The following is a 19,254-nucleotide window of genomic DNA, read 5'->3' as shown; positions in this document are numbered from 1 at the left end:
TTAGATTGGGGAGATAGGAAAATAATTAACCTATGACACATATCACATATCATTATGAAAAAAATAATACTTTTTTTAGCCCTAATTGCCAGCTCATTTTCTTTCTCACAAGAGTTGAATGCCGTGGTAACGGTCAATACACAACAGGTAAATTTAAGTAATCGCTCAGTCTTTAAGACCTTAGAAAAATCTTTACAAGAATTTATCAATCAAACCCGTTGGACAGATTTGAAAGTGCGCGAAAACGAACGTATCCGTTGTAGTTTTACTCTGGTGATTAATAAGTTTGAAAATTCGCACTATGAAGCAAGTCTTTTGGTGCAATCTTCTCGTCCTGTATACAATTCAGCTTATCAATCTCCTGTATTTAACTTGCAAGATAAAGAAGTAGCTTTTGACTATCAAGAGTTTGCCCCTCTTACCTTCAATGAAAATGCCTTTGAGTCGAACCTCACGTCGGTAATAGCTTATTATGCCTATTTGCTATTAGGGTTCGATGCTGATACGTTTGCTGAAAATGCAGGGAGACCTTATTTCTTAAAGGCACAACAAATTGCTAATATAGCACAAAACAGTAGTTATACAGGTTGGGCTGATAATGGTAAAAACAACCGATTCTTGTTAATAAATGAGCTCATTTCAGAAAATTACACTGATTATCACAAAGCTTTATACCAATACCATCGTTTGGGCTTAGATATAATGAGCACCGATGAGAAAGGCGGAAAAGAAGCTATCCAAAATGCTATTATTTTACTTGAAAAAATACCGAGCCTACGGTTGAGCTCCTATGCGATGATATTGTTTTTTAATGCAAAAACTGATGAAATTGCCTCTATCTACTCTGGTGGAATGATTTTTAATACCAAAATGCTAAAAGAAGCCTTAATGAAATTAGCTCCCACCCAAGTAACTAAGTGGAATGAAATAAAATAAGGAATATGCTCAACACTCTTTCTATAAAAAATTATGCATTAATTGATGACCTAAAAGTTGACTTTCCTAAAGGCTTTATTATTATCACAGGCGAAACAGGTTCAGGAAAATCTATAATGCTTGACGCTCTTTCCTTAGTATTGGGGAAACGTGCCGATATGTCTGCTTTGAGGAATAAAGATGAAAAATGCGTAATTGAAGCCGAATTTTCTTTGCAAAATTATGAATTTCAATCTCTCTTCAATGAGCTGGAAATAGATTATGACCCTCAAACTATTATACGTCGTGAAATTCTTCCTTCGGGAAAATCTCGAGCTTTCGTGAATGATTCTCCTGTAACATTAGACGTGCTTTCACGTTTAGGTGAAGTACTCGTAGATATTCATTCTCAGCATCAGACGCTTTCTTTAAGTGACACAGCTTTTCAGTTTGAAATTATAGATGCAATGGCTGAAAATAAATCTTTATTAGAGGAATACCAACGTCTTTTAGTACTACTTAAAAACGAACAAAAAAAACTACAAGAGCTCATAGATTTCCAACAGACAGCTAATAAAGAATACGATTACAATCTGCACCAACTCAAAGAACTGAAATCGGTTACTTTAGGAGAAGGCATTTTGGAGGAATTGGAAGAAAGCTATGAAGAAGCCTCTAACATCGAAGAGATAAAAGAAAATGTAGCTGAAAGTTTATATTTGCTCAACGATGAGAACATAGGTATCTTGAATAATTTGCGTGAACTGCGTCGCGCTTTTTCAAATCTTACAGAATACAAACAGCAATACCGCGAATTATACGAACGCATTGACTCAGCTTTCTTAGATTTAGAAGATTTGAGTAGAGATGTAGCTGAGATTGATGAAAACATAGAAACAGACCCAGAAAATTTAGAGGAAATATCTAAGCAACTCAATAAAATCTACTCACTTCAGCAAAAGCACAAAGTAACAACTGTTGAAGAGTTGATGAGTATTCAAGAGCGTTTAGAGAAGGCTGTTTCTAAAACTGAAAGCGCAGATTTCGACCTTAAAGAACAACAAGAGTTAGTTGCAAAACAACAAGCAGAAACCTCTAAAAAAGCAACTGAGTTACACAAAACTCGTGAAAAAGTAGTTCCTACTCTCACTAAACAATTAGAGGACTTTATGCACGAATTAGGAATGCCTAATGGGCATTTTGATATCAAGCTAACACCTACTTCACATTTTTTTAATAACGGAAATGATGAGCTCTCATTCTTATTTTCTGCCAATAAAGGAGGAGATTTTGGACCATTAAAGAAAGTAGCTTCAGGAGGAGAATTATCGCGTATAATGTTAGCTGTAAAAGCTATAATGGCAGCACATACAGCACTCCCTACTATTATGTTCGACGAAATTGATACAGGAGTATCAGGCGAAATCTCTCAAAAAATGGGTGATATAATGAAACAAATGAGTAAAAACAGACAGGTATTTGCTATTACCCATTTACCGCAAATAGCTGCTAAGGGTGCTTATCATTTTAAAGTGTTTAAAGAAGATATAACAGGTAAGACAACTACCCATCTTAAAATGCTCACCGAACAGGAACGCATTTCAGAACTCTCAGAAATGCTTGAAGGAAAAAATAGTGGCGAATCAGCTCGTAATCACGCAATAGAGCTTTTAAGAAAAGGATAAAAAACAGACAAGTATTAACTTTCTAAACTAATAATAAATTATTATGCTTCCCATTGAAGAGTATAAAACAGCTTTTTTACAGCATATAGAAAAAATTTTTACTCCCAAAGAGCCTATTCACCTCTATGAACCTATTCAGTACATTCTTAACTTAGGGGGAAAGCGTATTCGCCCTATACTTACCCTTATTGCAACCGATATTTTTGGTAAAGACTATCGCAAAGCACTTAATGCAGCTACTGCTATAGAGGTTTTTCACAACTTTTCACTTATCCACGACGATATTATGGATAATGCTTCTCTAAGGCGTGGCAAACCTACTGTACATCAAAAATGGGATACAAATGTAGGTATACTTTCAGGAGATGCTATGCTTATCATTGCCTATAAATTATTAGAGGATTATCCTTCAAAAATATTTCAAGAATTAGTAAAAACATTAAGTGAAACAGCCCTTAAAGTATGTGAAGGACAGCAAATGGATATGGATTTTGAAAAGCTACAAGAGGTAAGTATTGAGGCATATATGCAAATGATTTCATACAAAACTTCAGTTCTTATAGGAGCTGCCTTACAAATGGGTAGTATTATCTCTGAAACTACTAATGAAAACCAAATAAATATGTACAATTTCGGTTTAAATTTAGGAATAGCTTTTCAGTTACAAGATGATTATTTGGATACTTTTGGAGATGCTTCATTTGGTAAAAAAATAGGAGGTGATATTATAGAGAATAAGAAAACTATACTCTATTTAAAATCTTTAGCACTAAGCAATGAAAAACAACGTGAAGAACTATTAAGAGCATATGCTTTAAATGAAGTTGATAATAAAATAGCAAGAGTAAGTGAGATTTTTCAGATAACAAATGCGGACAAAGCAGTTCGCCAGCTGATAGAAAATTATACTCAAAAAGCTCTTATGATATTAGAGAAAATAACTATAGGAGATGATAAACGAGAATACCTCAGAACTTTTGCCCTACAATTAATGAATAGAAAAATATAAAACGGTATAGATTTTGTGCTTATAAAACAAGATTTCAAAACCTTTTAAATAACTTATGATATGAAAAAAACAACTGTTTTTATACTCCTAATTATGGCTGTTGTTCTTAGTTCTTGTGCTAGTGTATATGTAGCTACAGATTATGACCAACAGGCCGATTTTTCTGCATACAAATCATTTGCTTTCTTTAAAGAAGGTATTGATAAAGTTCCTATCTCAGATTTAGATAAGAAACGTATTTTACGAGCTATTGAGCGTAATTTAACTTCTAAAGGAATAACACTTTCTGAAAAACCAGACGTTTTAGTAAATATCTTTACTCGTGAACAAGAAAATGTAGATGTATATAACAATTCTCCATACTATTGGGGCTGGGGAATGGGTTGGGGACCTTTTTGGGGAGGAGCAACCTATAATGTAGCTCGAAGTACAGAAGGTTCTCTTTATATTGAAATTATAGACGCTCATAAACGTGAACTCATTTGGCAAGGTAAAGGTATAGGTAACCTACCTCAAACAACGGAACGCAAAGAAGAAGCTATTAATAACTTCGTAAATAAAATATTAGAAAAATATCCCCCAAAACAGTAAGTCTCACAAATTATTCAAGTACTTACTCATAATAAAAGTTTCCTAAAATATGGAAACTTTTTTTGTTTATTAAGTTTTTTATCGTACCTTTGCCCCCGATTTAGAACAAACAAAAGATGGATTTAATTAAACTTTCTATTAAGCGTCCCAGTGTACTTATTGTGATGCTCTTGTTGTTGCTACTTGGTGGCTTTTATTCGTATAAGTTATTGAACTACGAGCTCATTCCTAAGTTTGAAGTGAATGTAGTTACGATCTCTACTGTGTATGCGGGAGCCTCTCCTTCGGAGATTGAGAGCACCGTGACAAAGAAAATCGAGGATGCTGTTTCGGCTTTGGAAAATATCAAAAAGATACAATCATATTCGTATGAAAGTCTTTCGGTGGTAGTAGTACAACTTACTAACGATGCGAATGTAGATAATACCCTTAATGAGGCACAGCGCAAAATTAATGCAATAAGAGCTGATTTGCCCGATGATGCTAAAGAGCCATCATTGAGTAAATTCTCTCTTTCCGATTTGCCTATTGTGTCCATAGGGGTTACCTCTAACCTATCGGCACAAGAATTGTACGACTTGGTAGATAAAAAAATACAGCCAGAGTTATCACGTGTTCCAGGAGTAGCACAAGTGAATATAATAGGTGGTCGCAAACGCGAAATACGCGTGAGCATTGATGCTAAGAAGTTAGAAGGTTACGGTCTTTCTATAGCTCAAGTACAACAATTGATTGCAGCTTCGAATATGGAAATTCCTGCGGGTAAAATTAAAACTCGTGAGAATAGTACCTCTATACGTTTGCTTGGTAAATTACAAGATGTAGAACAATTGCGCAACCTTATACTTACTTCACAGAATGGAGTAGAGATACGACTTTCGGATGTAGCTGATGTGCAAGACACCGAAGAAGAAGCTACCAAAATAGCGCGTATAGACCAAGAAAATACTCTCTTGTTACAAGTATTGAAACAAACTGATGCTAATGCTGTATCGGTGAGTGAGTTGGTACGCAAGAAGATGGAACAAGTAGAGCAGACTTATAAAAATGATGGAGTAAAGATGCTATTGGCTGAAGATACTAGTGAGTTTACCTTGGAAGCAGCCAACTCTGTAATGTCCGATTTGATATTGGCAATTGTATTGGTAGCAGTAGTGATGTTCTTCTTCCTCCACAGCCTACGTAATGCTATTATTGTAATGGTATCTATACCTACTTCACTCATCGCTACTTTTATAGGTATGTATTTCTTTGGCTTTACGCTGAACTTGATGAGCCTTGTTGCCCTCTCGATGGTGGTAGGTATCTTGGTGGACGATGCTATTGTAGTATTGGAAAACATTCACCGCCATATGGAGATGGGTAAGAATAAAGTGCGTGCTGCTTTTGATGGCTCTAAGGAAATTGTGCTTACTGTAATGGCAATTACCTTAGTAATTGTGGTAGTGTTCGTTCCTATTTCATTAGGTAATGCTATTGTAGTAAAAGTATTGCGTGAGTTTTGTTTGACTGTAGCTATTGCTACAATGCTTTCATTATTGATGTCTTTTACAGTAGTCCCTTGGTTGTACTCTAGGTTTGGAAAATTAGAGCACGCAAATCCCAATTCATTTTTAGGAAAACTAACCATAGGCTTTGAAGGATACCTCAAACGCTTTACACAGTTCTTCTCTGACTTATTGGTATGGGTATTTGCCAATAAATGGAAAACTATTATTTTGGTATTTCTCCTTTTTGCAGGTTCTTGTTCATTGATTCCTACTGGATTTATCGGATCTGAGTTTATGCCTAATATGGATAGAGGAAAGTTTTTAGTACAGTTTGAATTGAATAAAGATGCTTCCTTAGAGCAGACTAACTTTATGACCCAAAAAGCTGAAAATTATCTTCGTAGCTTAAAAGTAGAGGGTACCAATAAACCTTTGGTAGAGAGTATGATTACTACTGTAGGACAGTCTACCAGTGGTATGGGAGCTTCACAAGCAACCCCTTACAAATCGGAAATACAACTTACTATTATCGATAAAAAAGAACGTAATGAATCGACTAACGTAATTGCGGCAAAGCTGAAACGCAAACTGAGTCAGTATTTAGTAGAAGCTAAAGTGAAGACTGTACCGGTAGGAATGATGGGAGCTGAACAATCCCCAATTGCTTTGGTAGTTACTTCTGACAATGTGGAAGTAGCCCAACAGTACGCTGAAAAAACAGCTGAGCTTCTTAAAACTGTTGAAGGTGCTACTGAAATTAAGCTTTCCTCAGAATCTGGTAATCCCGAAATAAATGTGCAGATAGACCGCGATAAGATGGCAATGTTAGGACTTAATATTGCTACTGTAGGGGGAACGATGCGAACCGCTTTTAATGGTAATGACGACAGTAAGTTCCGTACAGGAGATTCAGAATACAATATTAATATAGTGTTTGAAGAAGGTAGCCGTCAGTCTATAGACGATATAGAAAATATGATGTTTATCAACTCGGTGGGACAACAGGTAAAACTATCACAATTTGCGACTATAGCCTACGCTTCAGGACCTACACAGCTGGAACGTTATGACAAATCTCCTTCGGTAACAGTACAAGCTCAATCGGTAGGTCGTCCTACAGGTACTATAGTTTCAGAATGGAAAACTAAGATAGACCAATTAGAAAAACCTGCAAACGTACACTTTGTGTTTACAGGTGACCAAGAGATGCAAGACGAAGGATTTGGCACCTTGTTCATATCGCTCTTTGCAGCTATTCTCTTAGTTTATATGGTAATGGTAGTATTATACGACAGCTTTTCACGACCTTTTGTGGTATTGTTCTCTATACCGCTTTCGTTCATTGGAGCTTTAGTAGCTTTGGCATTAGCCAATATGTCACTCAATATCTTTACTCTTTTAGGTATCATTATGCTTATCGGGTTGGTTGCTAAGAACGCGATTATGTTAGTAGACTTTGCCAACCACCGCAAGCAAGAAGGAGAAGATACTGTAACTGCATTAATACAAGCAAACCACGCGCGTTTACGCCCTATCTTGATGACGACTATCGCAATGGTAGCAGGTATGATTCCGCTTGCTATTGCCAATGGAGCAGGTGCCGAAGTGAACAATGGTTTGGCGATTGTAATTATAGGTGGACTTATTTCCTCATTGTTCTTAACACTTATTGTAGTGCCTTTGGTATACCTTATTTTTGACAATATTGGCAGACGTTTCGGTAAAGGTACTAAGACTGATTACGAAAAACTGATGATTGCCGATTACGAGCACAGAGACATCAAAGGCGAACACGAAGTATAACCATAATTTATCTTATTTTTTACTTATCTCTTAGACGGTGCGAGGTCGTAGCACGATAGGCAGATAGGAAAAAGACGAACGAAGGAATGACGAACAAAAGACGAAGGAATGACGAACAAAAGACGAAGGAATGACGAACAAAAGACGAAGGAATGACGAACAAAAGACGAAGGAATGACGAACAAAAGACGAAGGAATGACGAACGAATGACGAACGAATGACGAAGGAATGACGAACGAATGACGAACGAATGACGAACGAATGACGAACGAATGACGAAGGAATGACGAACGAATGACGAACGAATGACGAACGAATGACGAACGAATGACGAACGAATGACGAACAAAAGACGAAGGAATGACAGACCTAAGAGGATATTAAGTTGAACTAATGTTAGTCAGTTCATTTATTACCGCAACAGTATGACACGCTACTATGGCTGCTGTCTCGGTGCGTAAGCGAGTATCTCCTAATGAAATAGGCACAAATGCTTGTTGCAAAGCGGTGTTTATCTCATTAGTAGAGAAATCGCCTTCAGGACCTATAAGCACAGTAATACGCTCAGGAAAGGGCTTGAGTGCGCGAGAGAGCAAGCGCTTTTCATTTTCTTGACAGTGAGCTATATATTTAGCTGAACTATCTGTCAGCATCGTTTTAAAAAACTGAGCTGATGCAATAGGCGCATTCAGTTTAGGCAAATAGCATTGCAACGATTGTTTCATTGCTGAAAGGAGTATCTTTTCAAAACGTTCTACTTTAATAGTGGTACGCTCAGAATGTTCACAGATAATAGGAGTAATTTCATCAACACCTATTTCGGTGGCTTTCTCCAAAAACCACTCATAACGTTCATTCATCTTGGTAGGTGCTACTACCAAATGTAAGTAGTAAGGACGGGGAAGCTGAGGAGTACATTTCAGTATAGACACCTCACATTGTTTAGGTGTAACGAAATCTAATTTTGCTTCAAAAAGAAGTCCTTTACCATTGGTAATATGGAGTATATCGCCTGCTTTTTTGCGCAGTACTTTTACTATATGTTGGCTTTCTTCCTTATCAAAAAAACAATTTGTGCTACTTGAATGAAGGTTGGAGTGGAAAAATAATTGCATACTCATAATTTTATTTTCTTAGAAAAAATGGGCTTTATTGCGGGACAAAGATACAACAAAATAAAAAAAAGTAGATTTTTTATTTTGTAATTATAAAAATTGACTTACTTTCGCCCCGTGAAAAGTAATATTAATATGAAACGTGTAATAGTAGACTACAACAAACTAACTAATGAGATTCTCTCAATGTTGGTAGAGAAATACCCCGAAGGGTATACAGATGCAGATGTGATTCGTTTTAAGAATGCTAAAAATGAAACAGTTGATGCCTTGGAAGTCCGTACTGATGACACTATATATTTAGTGAAAGTAAGTACCCGCTTAGCTGACACTATGGAAAACTTCGACGAAGATGATGACTTTATGAATAACGAAGAAGATGATATGAGTGTAAGCAATTTAGATATACCTGATGACTCTTCATTAGACGACGAATAATAAAACACTAAAAAGCGTATGATTACCGCTTATATTCCTTATCAAAATATTCGTTTTTTCTCTAAACTCATCACTGATTATGTAGGTGAGAATAAAAAATTACGTCCTTTTTATCATAATTTCCCTTCATTGTTAGAGTTTAAAAAGCAAATAGAAGAAAAAGCTCTTGATTTTACTGAGGAGAAACGCCATATTTTGGTCAGTAGTTTAAAAGAACAATACGCTGAGGTAAAAACTACTCCGAAAGTACTTAAAAACATCGAACTTTTATCCAAAAGTAATACTTTTACCATCACTACGGGACATCAATTAAGTCTTTTTACAGGACATCTTTACTTCATTTTCAAGATAATTTCGGTAATTAATACTGCTAAACAGCTCGCCGAAAAGTACCCTGATAAGCACTTTGTACCTGTATATTGGATGGCTACAGAAGACCACGATTTTGAGGAAATTAACCACTTTCACTTCAACAATCGCACGATTTGCTGGAATAGCGACCAAACAGGAGCCACAGGCAACTTTGCTACTGACACACTTGAAGCGGTGTTTCAGACTTTTGACAAAGCCATAGGTCTAGGCAAAAATGCTAATACATTGCGCACACTCTTCCACGATAGTTATCTAAAAAATAAAGATTTAGCCTCTGCCACTCGTTACTTAGTAAATGCTCTCTTCGAAACATACGGAGTTGTAGTAATAGATGGCAACGATAAAGCCCTAAAAAGGCTATTTATCCCTTACATAAGCGATGATTTACTGCACAGTGTGGCACATACTGAGGTTACTAAAAGTATTAAGGCTTTACAGACTGTTAATAGCTCTTATCCCGTGCAAGTGAACCCTCGTGAGGTGAATATGTTTTATCTTACAGAAGGAGGACGACATCGTCTTGTGCGCACTGCAGACGGCTTTGAGGTACACGGTACGGATATTCGTTTTTCTGAGGAGGGGATTTTAGAGGAACTACGCACCTATCCAGAACGATTTTCGCCCAATGTAATCTTACGACCTTTATATCAAGAGGTAATATTACCCAATTTGGCATATATTGGTGGAGGTAGTGAAATAGCCTATTGGCTGGAATTAGAAGGCTTTTTCAATAAGGAGAAAGTACCCTTCCCGATACTAATGCTGCGCAATTCAGCAATGATTATTTCGCAAAGACAAGCCGAAAAACTACAAAAACTACAACTTTCAGCAGAAGACTTATTTCTAAAAACAGAAGATTTAAAAAACAAGAAAGTAAGACAGTTAAGCGAATTTCCTATAGATTTTACTCCTGAAAAAGAGTTACTACACAAGCAGTTCGAGCATTTATATGAGTTAGCTAAACACACTGATGTTACTTTTGAAAACGCTGTAAAAGCACAAGAAGTAAAACAGCTGAAAGGGTTAGACAAACTGGAAAAACGCCTCTTAAAGGCCCAGAAAAGGAAGTTTGCAGAGGAATTGGAACAGACTATTTTTTTACAAAATGAACTCTTTCCTAATGGAGCCTTACAGGAGCGTTTTGCTAACTTCACAGATTTCTATTTGATGAAAGGAGAAGAACTCATTCCTGAGTTGATAAAAGACTTTAATCCGTTTGATTTTAGGTTTGTGGTAATACAATAAAAATGTTGTATCTTTGCACCCAAAATAACGAACAATGAAAAGTATTCTTGAAATAAGAACAGACTTCCCTATACTCTCACGCACTATTCATAACAAACCTCTTATCTATTTTGATAATGGAGCAACTTCGCAAACTCCTACACAAGTGATAGAGGCAATAGTGCATTATTACAGTTACCAAAACGCTAATATACACCGTGGAGTACACACTCTCAGCCAAGAAGCTACTGATGCTTATGAAGAAGCGAGGAAGAAACTACAGCGCCACTTCAATGCCCGTAAAAGCTCTGAAATTCTTTTTACTGCGGGAACTACACACGGTATTAATTTAGTGGCTAATGGTTATGGCGTACTGATGCAAGAGGGAGACGAAGTAATTATTTCGGCTTCAGAACACCACAGCAATATAGTACCTTGGCAATTGGCTTGTCAACGGAGTGGGGCTACTCTAAAAGTAATCCCAATGAATGAGAAAGGAATTTTGGACTTAGAGGTGTATAACCAACTGCTAAATAAACGTACGAAGATAGTGTGTGTACAGCACGTATCGAACGCCTTAGGAAATATTCACCCTATAGAAGAAATTATAGAAAAAGCACACCGCGTAGGAGCTGTTGTATTAGTAGATGGAGCACAAGCAGCCCCACATTTGCAACCCGATATGCAAACTCTCGATGTTGATTTCTATGCTGTTTCAGCTCATAAAATGTACGGACCTACGGGGATAGGAGCGTTGTATGGTAAAGAAGAATTACTATTACAATTACCTCCTTATCAAGGAGGGGGAGAAATGATAAAAGAAGTGCATTTTGAAGAGAGTACTTATGCCGACCTCCCTTATAAGTTTGAAGCAGGTACTCCTAATATTTGTGGAGGTATTGCGTTTGGAACTACAATTGACTATATACAGCAATTGGGAATGGAAACTATTGCTACACACGAACACAAACTATTAGAATATGCTATTGCTAAATTACAAAATATAGAAGGCATTACTCTTTACGGTAATGATGATTTGAGTAAGCGTACCGCTGTTATATCATTTAACTTACAAAACATTCACCCTTATGATGTAGGTGTAATTCTCGACCAATTGGGAATTGCTGTACGCACGGGGCATCATTGTGCCCAACCTATTATGGACTTCTACTGTATACCAGGTACAGTTCGTGCCAGCTTTGCTGTTTACAATACCTTTGAAGAAATAGATACATTTGTAGAAGCTGTAAAAAAAGCTCAGAAAATGTTAAGCTGATAAACGTATAAAAGGAATTTAAGATATAAATACTATAGTTTCTCGTAAAAAGGTCTCTCTATATCAAAGATTTCTTGCAATAGTTGCTCGGTATACTGACTGTACAAAGCGAGAGTTTGAGCGGTTACATCATAGTCTTTTACCTTGTCGATATAGGTGTGAAAACGCAAAAATCCTTTTTGCAAACGCTTGAATGATAGGTTGGCAACTATCATCGGTTCATCAATCTTGAAATGCTGGGTAATCATATAAGCATAAGTGAGAAGCTGGAAGGCTTTGCCATACTTGATGTCGGTAATAAGACTCTCCCAATCTTTGATACGCACATCGGTTTCTTCTACAATACCCGTTTTGTAGTCGATGATGTGCAACACTCCGTCACGTCTATCCACCCGGTCGATAATCCCTTTGAAATTAACAAGAAAAGGCAAGTGAGAAGCTTGAAAAGGTATTTTTATCTTCTGTTCTAAATACAGAGGAATGATTTCGGTACCACTTTTTATTTCGTTGAGTTCTAAAGTTAAAAAACTACGTACATACTTCTCTATTACATTGAAAATAAGCCAGTTTTTACCCGTCCTAAAATCAGTACTTCGGTACTCTTCTTCAAAACGTTTTTCGATAGTAGGGAGTACCAAAGGTTGCATTTTTTTGATGTGCTCTTCGGTGAGTATTTCGTTTAAGAAAGGTGTGTACAAATCTTCTAAAGTGCCGTGTACGATATTTCCAAAAGTGCGTGCCTCAACAGTTTCTTCTACCTCTTTTTCCTCGTATACTTGTAGCACTTGTTGCTCGTAGAAAGTAAGCGGATTGCGAATGTAGGTAGTTAGTGCTGAAGGTGAAATGCCTTTCTCGGCAAGGGTTTTTAGCGCATCGATTACAGAGATCGTTTTTTTGATATTAAGAGGTCGCAACACAGCAGGATATACCTCAGGTGCCTTAATTTGGTGCACTACCTTGTGAGTGGGAATTTTCTCTGCCAACAATTGGAGGATAAACCTACTTTTTTCTTTGCTTTTCAGGCTGTCCATCTCGGTGTCGTAAAACAAGTGTACTTGCTTGGCACGCTGTAAAATGCGGTAGAAGTTATAGCTATACACAGCATCGCGTTCTTTGTAGGTGGGCAATTCCAGTTCGTACTTCACATCGTAAGGAATCAGAGAGTTGTCGCTTTTGCCTAAGGGTAATACGCCTTCGTTTACCGAAGTGATAATCACGCGCTCAAAATCTAAACTACGGCTTTCCAGTACCCCCATCACTTGCAAGCCTTCCAAAGGCTCACCGCGGAAATTGAGCGAACTCTTCTGTAATACATCTAAGTAAAAATGATAAAGCGTTTTCACCGAATCGATATAGCCGTACTGCTCTTGTAACTGCTTTAACTGATTGAATAACTGAAAGAAGCAATAAGCATACTCTTGAATGAGTAGGTGAGTATTGCTCTCAGGGTCGATTTGTGCTTTTAGGCGATAGATAAGTGTAATAGCATTGTCGATAAGGGTAGTGATGAGTGCTTTGCCCTTGCTTTCCGGGAATAGCAAAGTGAGCATCTCGTGTTCAGTATCATCTACCGACTCGAATAGCTTTTTACGGGTGATATAAGTGAGGTTGTGCGTTTTGATATACTGCGAAATATGGAGCACCACTTCTTCTTTTAGCAAGGTGTGCAAGAAAGGTTGAGAGAGCAGGTTCAGTATATCTTTATAGTAAAAACTCTTGGAAAGATGCAAGCGGAAATAGGCGACAAAAAGGTCGTTGAGAGGGGTTTGTTGTAAGGGGTAACCCATAGTGATGTTCACACTTGTTTTGGGTTGCACGGCTTGTAATACAGGTATGAGCAAATTCTCATCAGCGATAATGAGGGCGGTTTTTTCCAATGCTTTGGCAGGCGTGTTTTTGAGTAGTTCGGCTACACTATGCGCCTGATTGATGCTTTTGGGTACCCCCGTAAGATAGAGTTCTTTTTCTTTTTCGTAGTTGCTTTGTATAAACTTAGGTTTATGGGTTTGGTAATAACGCCAACTGTTTATATATTTACGCAAGAAGAACCCCGCATCGTGAGCTGGATTATTTAAAAAATAAGTATCGCCGTCCCAATAAATTTCACCGCCTAAGTCCATTAGTATTGATTGTATAACGTGCTGTTCGGCTTTGGAAAGGGCGTTGAAACCGACGAATATATGAATGCTATTGCTGTGTGTTTGCAGGTATTTTGAGAGTTCTTCTACAGCTTTTTTAGCGATGAAACCGCCATAACCTTTACCCATTTTGGTGAGTTTACTGTTGAGAGCAAAATAGTAATCGCCGAGACTGTTCCAAAATGCTAAGTGTTTCTTCTGCATCTCGCTAAGCTCGTCCATACCCGACCAATGTTCTACTTCTTTGAGGGCGTGAATATAAGGAAATATCTTATCGGGGTTTACTAAATACTGGTCGATTTCGCTAAAATCTTTGAGAGCCGTTTGTCCCCAGCTGAGGAACTCTTCAAAGCTATCGGGGGTGTCTTTACAAGTTTTTGAGTAGCAATCGTAAAACTCAAAAAGCAAAGGCAAATTGCTGATAGACTGTACCCCTGAAATACGCGTAAATAGGTCGGCTATACCTATGAACTCAGGAGCAATAGTAGCCTGCTTTACCTGCTCCGCAAAGTGTTTTTTGAGGAATAGCGCAGGGCGTTTTCCCGTAGTAACAAATACAAGGCGGTCTACCTTATCAGAATAGTTTTCTAAAACATCGGTAATAACTTCTTGTAGATAACTCATAATGATTTGCTAATCTTTTAATTCCCTCATTTCTTCAGCAACCGCACTCCCATATAGCCCAAAGGCAATGCCATTACTCCCAAATAGAAAGCGTGGCGTATCACTACCTCAGGAGCGTAGACTATTACTACTGCCAAGCTAAAGAGTGCCCCACCTAAATGAGCTGCGTGCCCTAAATTGTCTCCTTGTTGTGGGTTGAACATCATAAATACCGAATACCCAAAGTATAATGCTCCAAAGAGCCAACCCGGTAAGAAGTTTACACTTAACGCTGTAGGATATAGAGCAATAGCTGCAAAGATAATCCCCGATACAGCTCCCGAAGCCCCTATGGCGGAGTAATAGGGCTGTTTTTTGTAAATGTACAAACTGAACACACTCCCCAGTAACATTGAACCAAAATAGATAAGCAAGAACATTAGGTTCCCCATAGAACTGATAATCACATCTTGAAAGAAGTAGAGTGAAATCATATTAAAAATGAGGTGTTCCCAGTTGGCGTGCAAAAAGCCTGAGGATACCAATCGCACATAATCGCCCTTTTGCACTGCTCCTACATTAAACTTATAACAGTTGAAAAAAGTAGGATTGTTAAATCCATAATAACTCATTGCTATAGTCGCAAGAAGAATGATAATAAAAGTGATATTCATAAGTTTTATATTTTAAATCCACAATAAGATAGTAAGTACTACTGCAAAGATAATCACCAATGGCATACAAAACTGCAACCATTGTTTGTAGTTAATATTCACCATTGCCAGTGAAGGTAAGATAAGTCCCGTAGGGGTGATAAGCCCCATAATCCCCATTCCAAAAAGATAAGCACTCACCACACTGTGCTCTTCTACTCCCACAACCGAAGCCAGTGACCCTATAATAGGCATCGTGAGTACCGCCATTCCTGAGGAAGAAGCTATAAATAAACTCAGTACACCAAATACTAACATCAGCATTGGCAAAAAGACCATTGGCGACATTCCTTGCACAAGGTCAGTGGCGTAATGCAAAATCGTACCCGATATTTGTCCGTCGTTCAGTATAAACGATACTCCTCTGGCTATCCCTATGATAAAGGCTACGCTCAGCAAATCGCGTGCTCCTGCCATAAACTGACTAATAAACTGTTGTTCACTACTACGTTGTAAGATAGCAATCACAACAGCAGCTACCAAGAAGAGAGCTGTCATCTCTTGAAACCACCATTCCCATTGCGACACACCTACAATCATCACTATAAACGAGAGCGCAAATACTAAGAGCTCTATTTTAGTAGAAAGCTCTAAGGAAGTGGTCTTTTCTGGGGTATTAGCACTGTAGATTTCAGGGAGGACTACTCCATACACAATTGACTTTTCCGGGTGTTTGCGTACTTTTTCGGCATAACGAATAATATAAATAATGCTTATCAGTACACATACCGCTAAGGCAATCACACGTATGCTAAGCCCCGACGTCCAATCTACTCCGGCGGCATCTGAGGCAATAATCACCGCAAACGGATTCGTAGTCGATGCCATAGAGCCTACATTTGAACCTATGTAAATCACTGCTAAGGGTACCATTAGGTCGTAGCCCGCTGCTAAAAAAATAGGCACTAACATAGGGTAGAAAGCAAGCGTCTCTTCGGCTAATCCAAAGGAAGTGCCTCCCAGCGCCAACAGAGTAGTGAGCAGAACGATAAGGATACCCTCGCGCCCTTTGAGTCGGTGTGCCAAATAGCCTACGCCCATATTTAGTGCTCCCGAACTGTTGAACACCCCTATAAAGCCTCCTAATATGAGTACGAAAAGAATCACCTCTATACTGTCGTAGATTCCTCGTATAGGTGCAAAAAGAACAGATTTAGCTCCTTGCGGGTGAGGTACGCTCTGCACATAAGTATTAGGTATCGAAATAGGCTTCTTAATCTTTTCATCTTTAAACTTGCTCAACTGAATATGAATACCCAAGTCGTCGAGTTGTTCTTGAGTAGCAGGTACAGTATAAGAATTATTTACAGTGTGTATCACAAAAGAGTCTTGTTGCTTATCATATTGCAAAGTGCTATACGACCCCGACGGCAACAAAAAAGTAAGGCTCGCAGCCAACACTATCACCAGCATCAGTACGGTGTAAGGGGTAGGGAATTTGAGTTTTTTCATCAGTTCTGTTCAAGGTTATTAAAAATCGACTTGCCTCTAAATATTCATTAGGCAAAGATATGGTTTATTTTTTTATTTGAGCAAATTTTTAATACTTTTCTGAACCAAGTACATTAAATTTGCTCCAACTTATCTTTGCGTTAGATTCACTTTATCCCTATCCTTTCTTCGTTCATTGTTCGTCTTTTGTTCGTCTTTTGTTCGTCTTTCCTTCGTCATTTGTTCATTATCTGCCCGTGCGGCTCGCACCTGCCCGTGTGGCTCGCACTCGTAGAATATACTTTTTCACTTTTCACTTTTCACTTTTCACTTTTATTCGTACCTTTGCCACCCAAAAATATATAATTCAAAACTCAAAAAATGTCTAAACGTTATACCATTACGGCAGCCCTACCCTATACCAATGGACCTATTCACATCGGTCATTTGGCGGGAGTATATGTGCCAGCTGATATTTTTGCACGTTATCAACGCTTAAAAAACAACGATGTAGCCTTTATTTGCGGAAGCGATGAACACGGAGTAGCCATCTCTATCAAAGCCAAAAAAGAAGGTACTACCCCTCAGGCTATTATCGATAAATACCACGCGATTATCAAGCAATCATTTGCTGATTTTGGCATTTCATTCGATAATTATTCGCGTACTTCTGCCCCTATCCATCACCAAACAGCTTCCGATTTCTTCAAAAAACTGTATGAACAAGGTGATTTTATCGAAGAAATATCAGAACAACTCTATGATGAAGAAGCTCACCAATTCCTTGCCGACCGCTTTGTGATTGGTACTTGCCCGAAATGTGGTAACCCAGAAGCTTATGGCGACCAATGTGAGCGTTGTGGTAGCTCGCTCAACGCTACCGATCTCATCGACCCTAAATCATCAATCACAGGAAGCAAACCTACGCTAAAAGCTACCAAACACTGGTTTTTGCCCCTCAATCGCTACCAAGAGTTTTTGGAAAAATGGATATTAGAAGGTCACAAATCCGATTGGAAACCCAATGTATATGGGCAAGTAAAAAGTTGGTTAGACGACGAACTCAAACCGCGTGCTGTAACCCGCGACCTCGATTGGGGAATTCCCGTACCCGTAGAAGGCGCTGAAGGCAAAGTGCTCTATGTGTGGTTCGATGCGCCTATCGGTTATATTTCTTCTACTAAAGAGTGGGCTGAACGCGAAGGCAAAGACTGGCGTCCTTATTGGCAAGACAGTGATACCCAATTGGTGCATTTCATTGGGAAAGACAATATCGTATTCCATTGCATTATCTTCCCAGCAATGCTCAAGGCTGAAGGTAGCTTTATACTGCCTGCAAATGTGCCTGCAAATGAGTTCCTAAACTTAGAAGGCAACAAACTCTCTACCTCCAAAAACTGGGCTGTGTGGTTACACGAGTATTTGCAAGATTTTCCTAATCAGCAAGATGTATTGCGTTATGTTCTTACTGCCAACGCTCCCGAAACCAAAGACAACGACTTTACTTGGAAAGACTTCCAAGCGCGTAACAACAATGAACTTGTGGCTATCTTTGGGAATTTCATCAACAGAGTGGTGGTGCTAACGCAGAAATATTATGAAGGAGTTGTACCACAAGCAGATACTTATAATAACGTAGATACTGAAACTCTTCGTAAAATCACAGAATTTACCGAGAAGATAGAACAATCATTAGAACGTTACCGTTTTCGCGAAGCCCAACAAGAGTTGATGAATATGGCACGCTTAGGCAATAAATATTTAGCTGATGAAGAACCCTGGAAACTCATCAAAACTGACCCAGAGCGTGTAAAAACTGTAATGTACATAGCTTTACAAATCGCAACGGCTTTGGCAGTTGCTAGCGAACCTTTCTTGCCTTTCACTTCCGAGAAACTCAAACGTATGTTGCAATTGGGGACAATTACTTGGGAAAGTCTAAAAACAAACGCCACCGAATTGCTAAAAGCAGGACATCGCATAGGCGTTGCGGAACTTCTTTTTGAAAAGATTGAAGATGCCGCTATCGAAAAGCAATTACAGCGTTTAGAGAATACTAAATTAGCTAATAAGCAAGAAGCCCAAGCCAATGCTGAAACTGAAGTAGCTCCACAAAAAGAACTCATCAGTTACGATGATTTTGCAAAGATGGATATTCGTATTGGTACTATCTTGGAAGCTGAAAAGATGCCTAAGGCAGATAAACTTCTCATTTTAAAAGTAGATACAGGTATTGATAAACGTACTATCGTTTCCGGTATAGCCCAAAGTTTTGCCCCTGAAGAGATTATAGGTAAAAAGGTAACTGTATTGGTAAACCTTGCTCCGCGCAAACTACGCGGTGTAGAAAGCCAAGGAATGATACTAATGGTAGAAAATTCCGAAGGCAAATACACCTTCATCAATCCTGATGCCGATGGAATTACTAATGGTACTGAAGTAAAGTAAGA

The 19,254-nt window shown here is 38.3% G+C and carries 13 protein-coding genes; 9 read left to right on the top strand and 4 right to left on the bottom strand.

Annotation, left to right across the window (positions count from 1 at the left end; translation table 11 throughout):
- Positions 1 to 54: 54 nt before the first annotated feature.
- From HW279_RS08760 to HW279_RS08740, 5 genes are all read left to right on the top strand, one after another.
- Positions 55 to 936 carry a DUF4835 family protein gene (locus HW279_RS08760; protein ID WP_178958697.1) on the top strand — a complete coding sequence of 294 codons (882 nt, stop codon included), beginning with the start codon at positions 55 to 57 and terminating at the stop codon, positions 934 to 936.
- Between the two features lie 5 nt (positions 937 to 941).
- Positions 942 to 2,600, top strand: a complete 1,659-nt coding sequence (gene recN, locus HW279_RS08755) for a DNA repair protein RecN (protein WP_178958696.1) — start codon at positions 942 to 944, stop codon at positions 2,598 to 2,600.
- 43 nt (positions 2,601 to 2,643) lie between these two features.
- A complete protein-coding gene (locus HW279_RS08750) occupies positions 2,644 to 3,609 on the top strand; it encodes a polyprenyl synthetase family protein (protein ID WP_178958695.1) in 966 nt (321 codons plus the stop codon).
- A gap of 60 nt (positions 3,610 to 3,669) precedes the next feature.
- Positions 3,670 to 4,200: a DUF4136 domain-containing protein gene (locus tag HW279_RS08745; protein WP_009411802.1), complete on the top strand. Its 531-nt coding sequence runs from the start codon at positions 3,670 to 3,672 to the stop codon at positions 4,198 to 4,200.
- Positions 4,201 to 4,316: 116 nt separating this feature from the next.
- Entirely contained in the window at positions 4,317 to 7,493 is a 3,177-nt protein-coding gene (locus HW279_RS08740; RefSeq protein WP_178958694.1) for an efflux RND transporter permease subunit, read from the top strand.
- Positions 7,494 to 7,874: 381 nt separating this feature from the next.
- Here HW279_RS08740 and HW279_RS08735 read toward each other — a convergent pair whose 3' ends face one another.
- A complete protein-coding gene (locus HW279_RS08735; protein WP_178958693.1) occupies positions 7,875 to 8,615 on the bottom strand; it encodes a 16S rRNA (uracil(1498)-N(3))-methyltransferase in 741 nt (246 codons plus the stop codon).
- A 129-nt stretch (positions 8,616 to 8,744) separates the two neighbouring features.
- Between HW279_RS08735 and HW279_RS08730 the strand changes: the two genes are divergently transcribed.
- Genes HW279_RS08730 through HW279_RS08720 form a run of 3 tightly spaced genes read left to right on the top strand, consistent with a single transcriptional unit; the run spans position 8,745 to position 11,919 of the window.
- Positions 8,745 to 9,047: a hypothetical protein gene (locus HW279_RS08730; protein WP_002671767.1), complete on the top strand. Its 303-nt coding sequence runs from the start codon at positions 8,745 to 8,747 to the stop codon at positions 9,045 to 9,047.
- 18 nt (positions 9,048 to 9,065) lie between these two features.
- On the top strand, positions 9,066 to 10,664 hold the full coding sequence (bshC, locus tag HW279_RS08725) for a bacillithiol biosynthesis cysteine-adding enzyme BshC (RefSeq protein WP_178958692.1): 1,599 nt from the start codon (positions 9,066 to 9,068) through the stop codon (positions 10,662 to 10,664).
- 34 nt (positions 10,665 to 10,698) lie between these two features.
- Positions 10,699 to 11,919: an aminotransferase class V-fold PLP-dependent enzyme gene (locus HW279_RS08720; protein WP_178958691.1), complete on the top strand. Its 1,221-nt coding sequence runs from the start codon at positions 10,699 to 10,701 to the stop codon at positions 11,917 to 11,919.
- Positions 11,920 to 11,951: 32 nt separating this feature from the next.
- Here HW279_RS08720 and HW279_RS08715 read toward each other — a convergent pair whose 3' ends face one another.
- The 3 genes from HW279_RS08715 to HW279_RS08705 are packed head-to-tail and all read right to left on the bottom strand — an operon-like array spanning position 11,952 to position 16,825.
- Positions 11,952 to 14,681, bottom strand: coding sequence for a PD-(D/E)XK nuclease family protein (locus tag HW279_RS08715; protein ID WP_178958690.1), 2,730 nt, complete (start codon positions 14,679 to 14,681; stop codon positions 11,952 to 11,954).
- A 26-nt stretch (positions 14,682 to 14,707) separates the two neighbouring features.
- Entirely contained in the window at positions 14,708 to 15,334 is a 627-nt protein-coding gene (locus HW279_RS08710; RefSeq protein ID WP_178958689.1) for a rhomboid family intramembrane serine protease, read from the bottom strand.
- Between the two features lie 12 nt (positions 15,335 to 15,346).
- A complete protein-coding gene (locus HW279_RS08705; protein WP_178958688.1) occupies positions 15,347 to 16,825 on the bottom strand; it encodes a YfcC family protein in 1,479 nt (492 codons plus the stop codon).
- Between the two features lie 360 nt (positions 16,826 to 17,185).
- Between HW279_RS08705 and metG the strand changes: the two genes are divergently transcribed.
- Positions 17,186 to 19,252, top strand: coding sequence for a methionine--tRNA ligase (gene metG / locus HW279_RS08700; RefSeq protein WP_178958687.1), 2,067 nt, complete (start codon positions 17,186 to 17,188; stop codon positions 19,250 to 19,252).
- Positions 19,253 to 19,254 lie beyond the last annotated feature (2 nt).

The sequence above is a fragment of the Capnocytophaga sp. oral taxon 903 genome, from assembly GCF_013394785.1.
Classification (GTDB): domain Bacteria; phylum Bacteroidota; class Bacteroidia; order Flavobacteriales; family Flavobacteriaceae; genus Capnocytophaga; species Capnocytophaga ochracea.
The sequence above is the reverse complement of the archived record's forward strand: the minus strand, read 5'-3'. Positions and strand labels throughout refer to the sequence as shown.

What these genes read in the sequence shown, in the direction of transcription:
- HW279_RS08740 (WP_178958694.1), top strand. Translation starts at nt 4,317, where the DNA reads ATGGATTTAATTAAACTTTCTATTAAGCGTCCCAGTGTACTTATTGTG.
- HW279_RS08750 (WP_178958695.1), top strand. Translation starts at nt 2,644, where the DNA reads ATGCTTCCCATTGAAGAGTATAAAACAGCTTTTTTACAGCATATAGAA.
- recN (WP_178958696.1), top strand. Translation starts at nt 942, where the DNA reads ATGCTCAACACTCTTTCTATAAAAAATTATGCATTAATTGATGACCTA.
- HW279_RS08715 (WP_178958690.1), bottom strand. Translation starts at nt 14,681, where the DNA reads ATGAGTTATCTACAAGAAGTTATTACCGATGTTTTAGAAAACTATTCT.
- HW279_RS08720 (WP_178958691.1), top strand. Translation starts at nt 10,699, where the DNA reads ATGAAAAGTATTCTTGAAATAAGAACAGACTTCCCTATACTCTCACGC.
- bshC (WP_178958692.1), top strand. Translation starts at nt 9,066, where the DNA reads ATGATTACCGCTTATATTCCTTATCAAAATATTCGTTTTTTCTCTAAA.
- HW279_RS08760 (WP_178958697.1), top strand. Translation starts at nt 55, where the DNA reads ATGAAAAAAATAATACTTTTTTTAGCCCTAATTGCCAGCTCATTTTCT.
- HW279_RS08745 (WP_009411802.1), top strand. Translation starts at nt 3,670, where the DNA reads ATGAAAAAAACAACTGTTTTTATACTCCTAATTATGGCTGTTGTTCTT.
- HW279_RS08710 (WP_178958689.1), bottom strand. Translation starts at nt 15,334, where the DNA reads ATGAATATCACTTTTATTATCATTCTTCTTGCGACTATAGCAATGAGT.
- HW279_RS08735 (WP_178958693.1), bottom strand. Translation starts at nt 8,615, where the DNA reads ATGAGTATGCAATTATTTTTCCACTCCAACCTTCATTCAAGTAGCACA.
- HW279_RS08730 (WP_002671767.1), top strand. Translation starts at nt 8,745, where the DNA reads ATGAAACGTGTAATAGTAGACTACAACAAACTAACTAATGAGATTCTC.
- HW279_RS08705 (WP_178958688.1), bottom strand. Translation starts at nt 16,825, where the DNA reads ATGAAAAAACTCAAATTCCCTACCCCTTACACCGTACTGATGCTGGTG.
- metG (WP_178958687.1), top strand. Translation starts at nt 17,186, where the DNA reads ATGTCTAAACGTTATACCATTACGGCAGCCCTACCCTATACCAATGGA.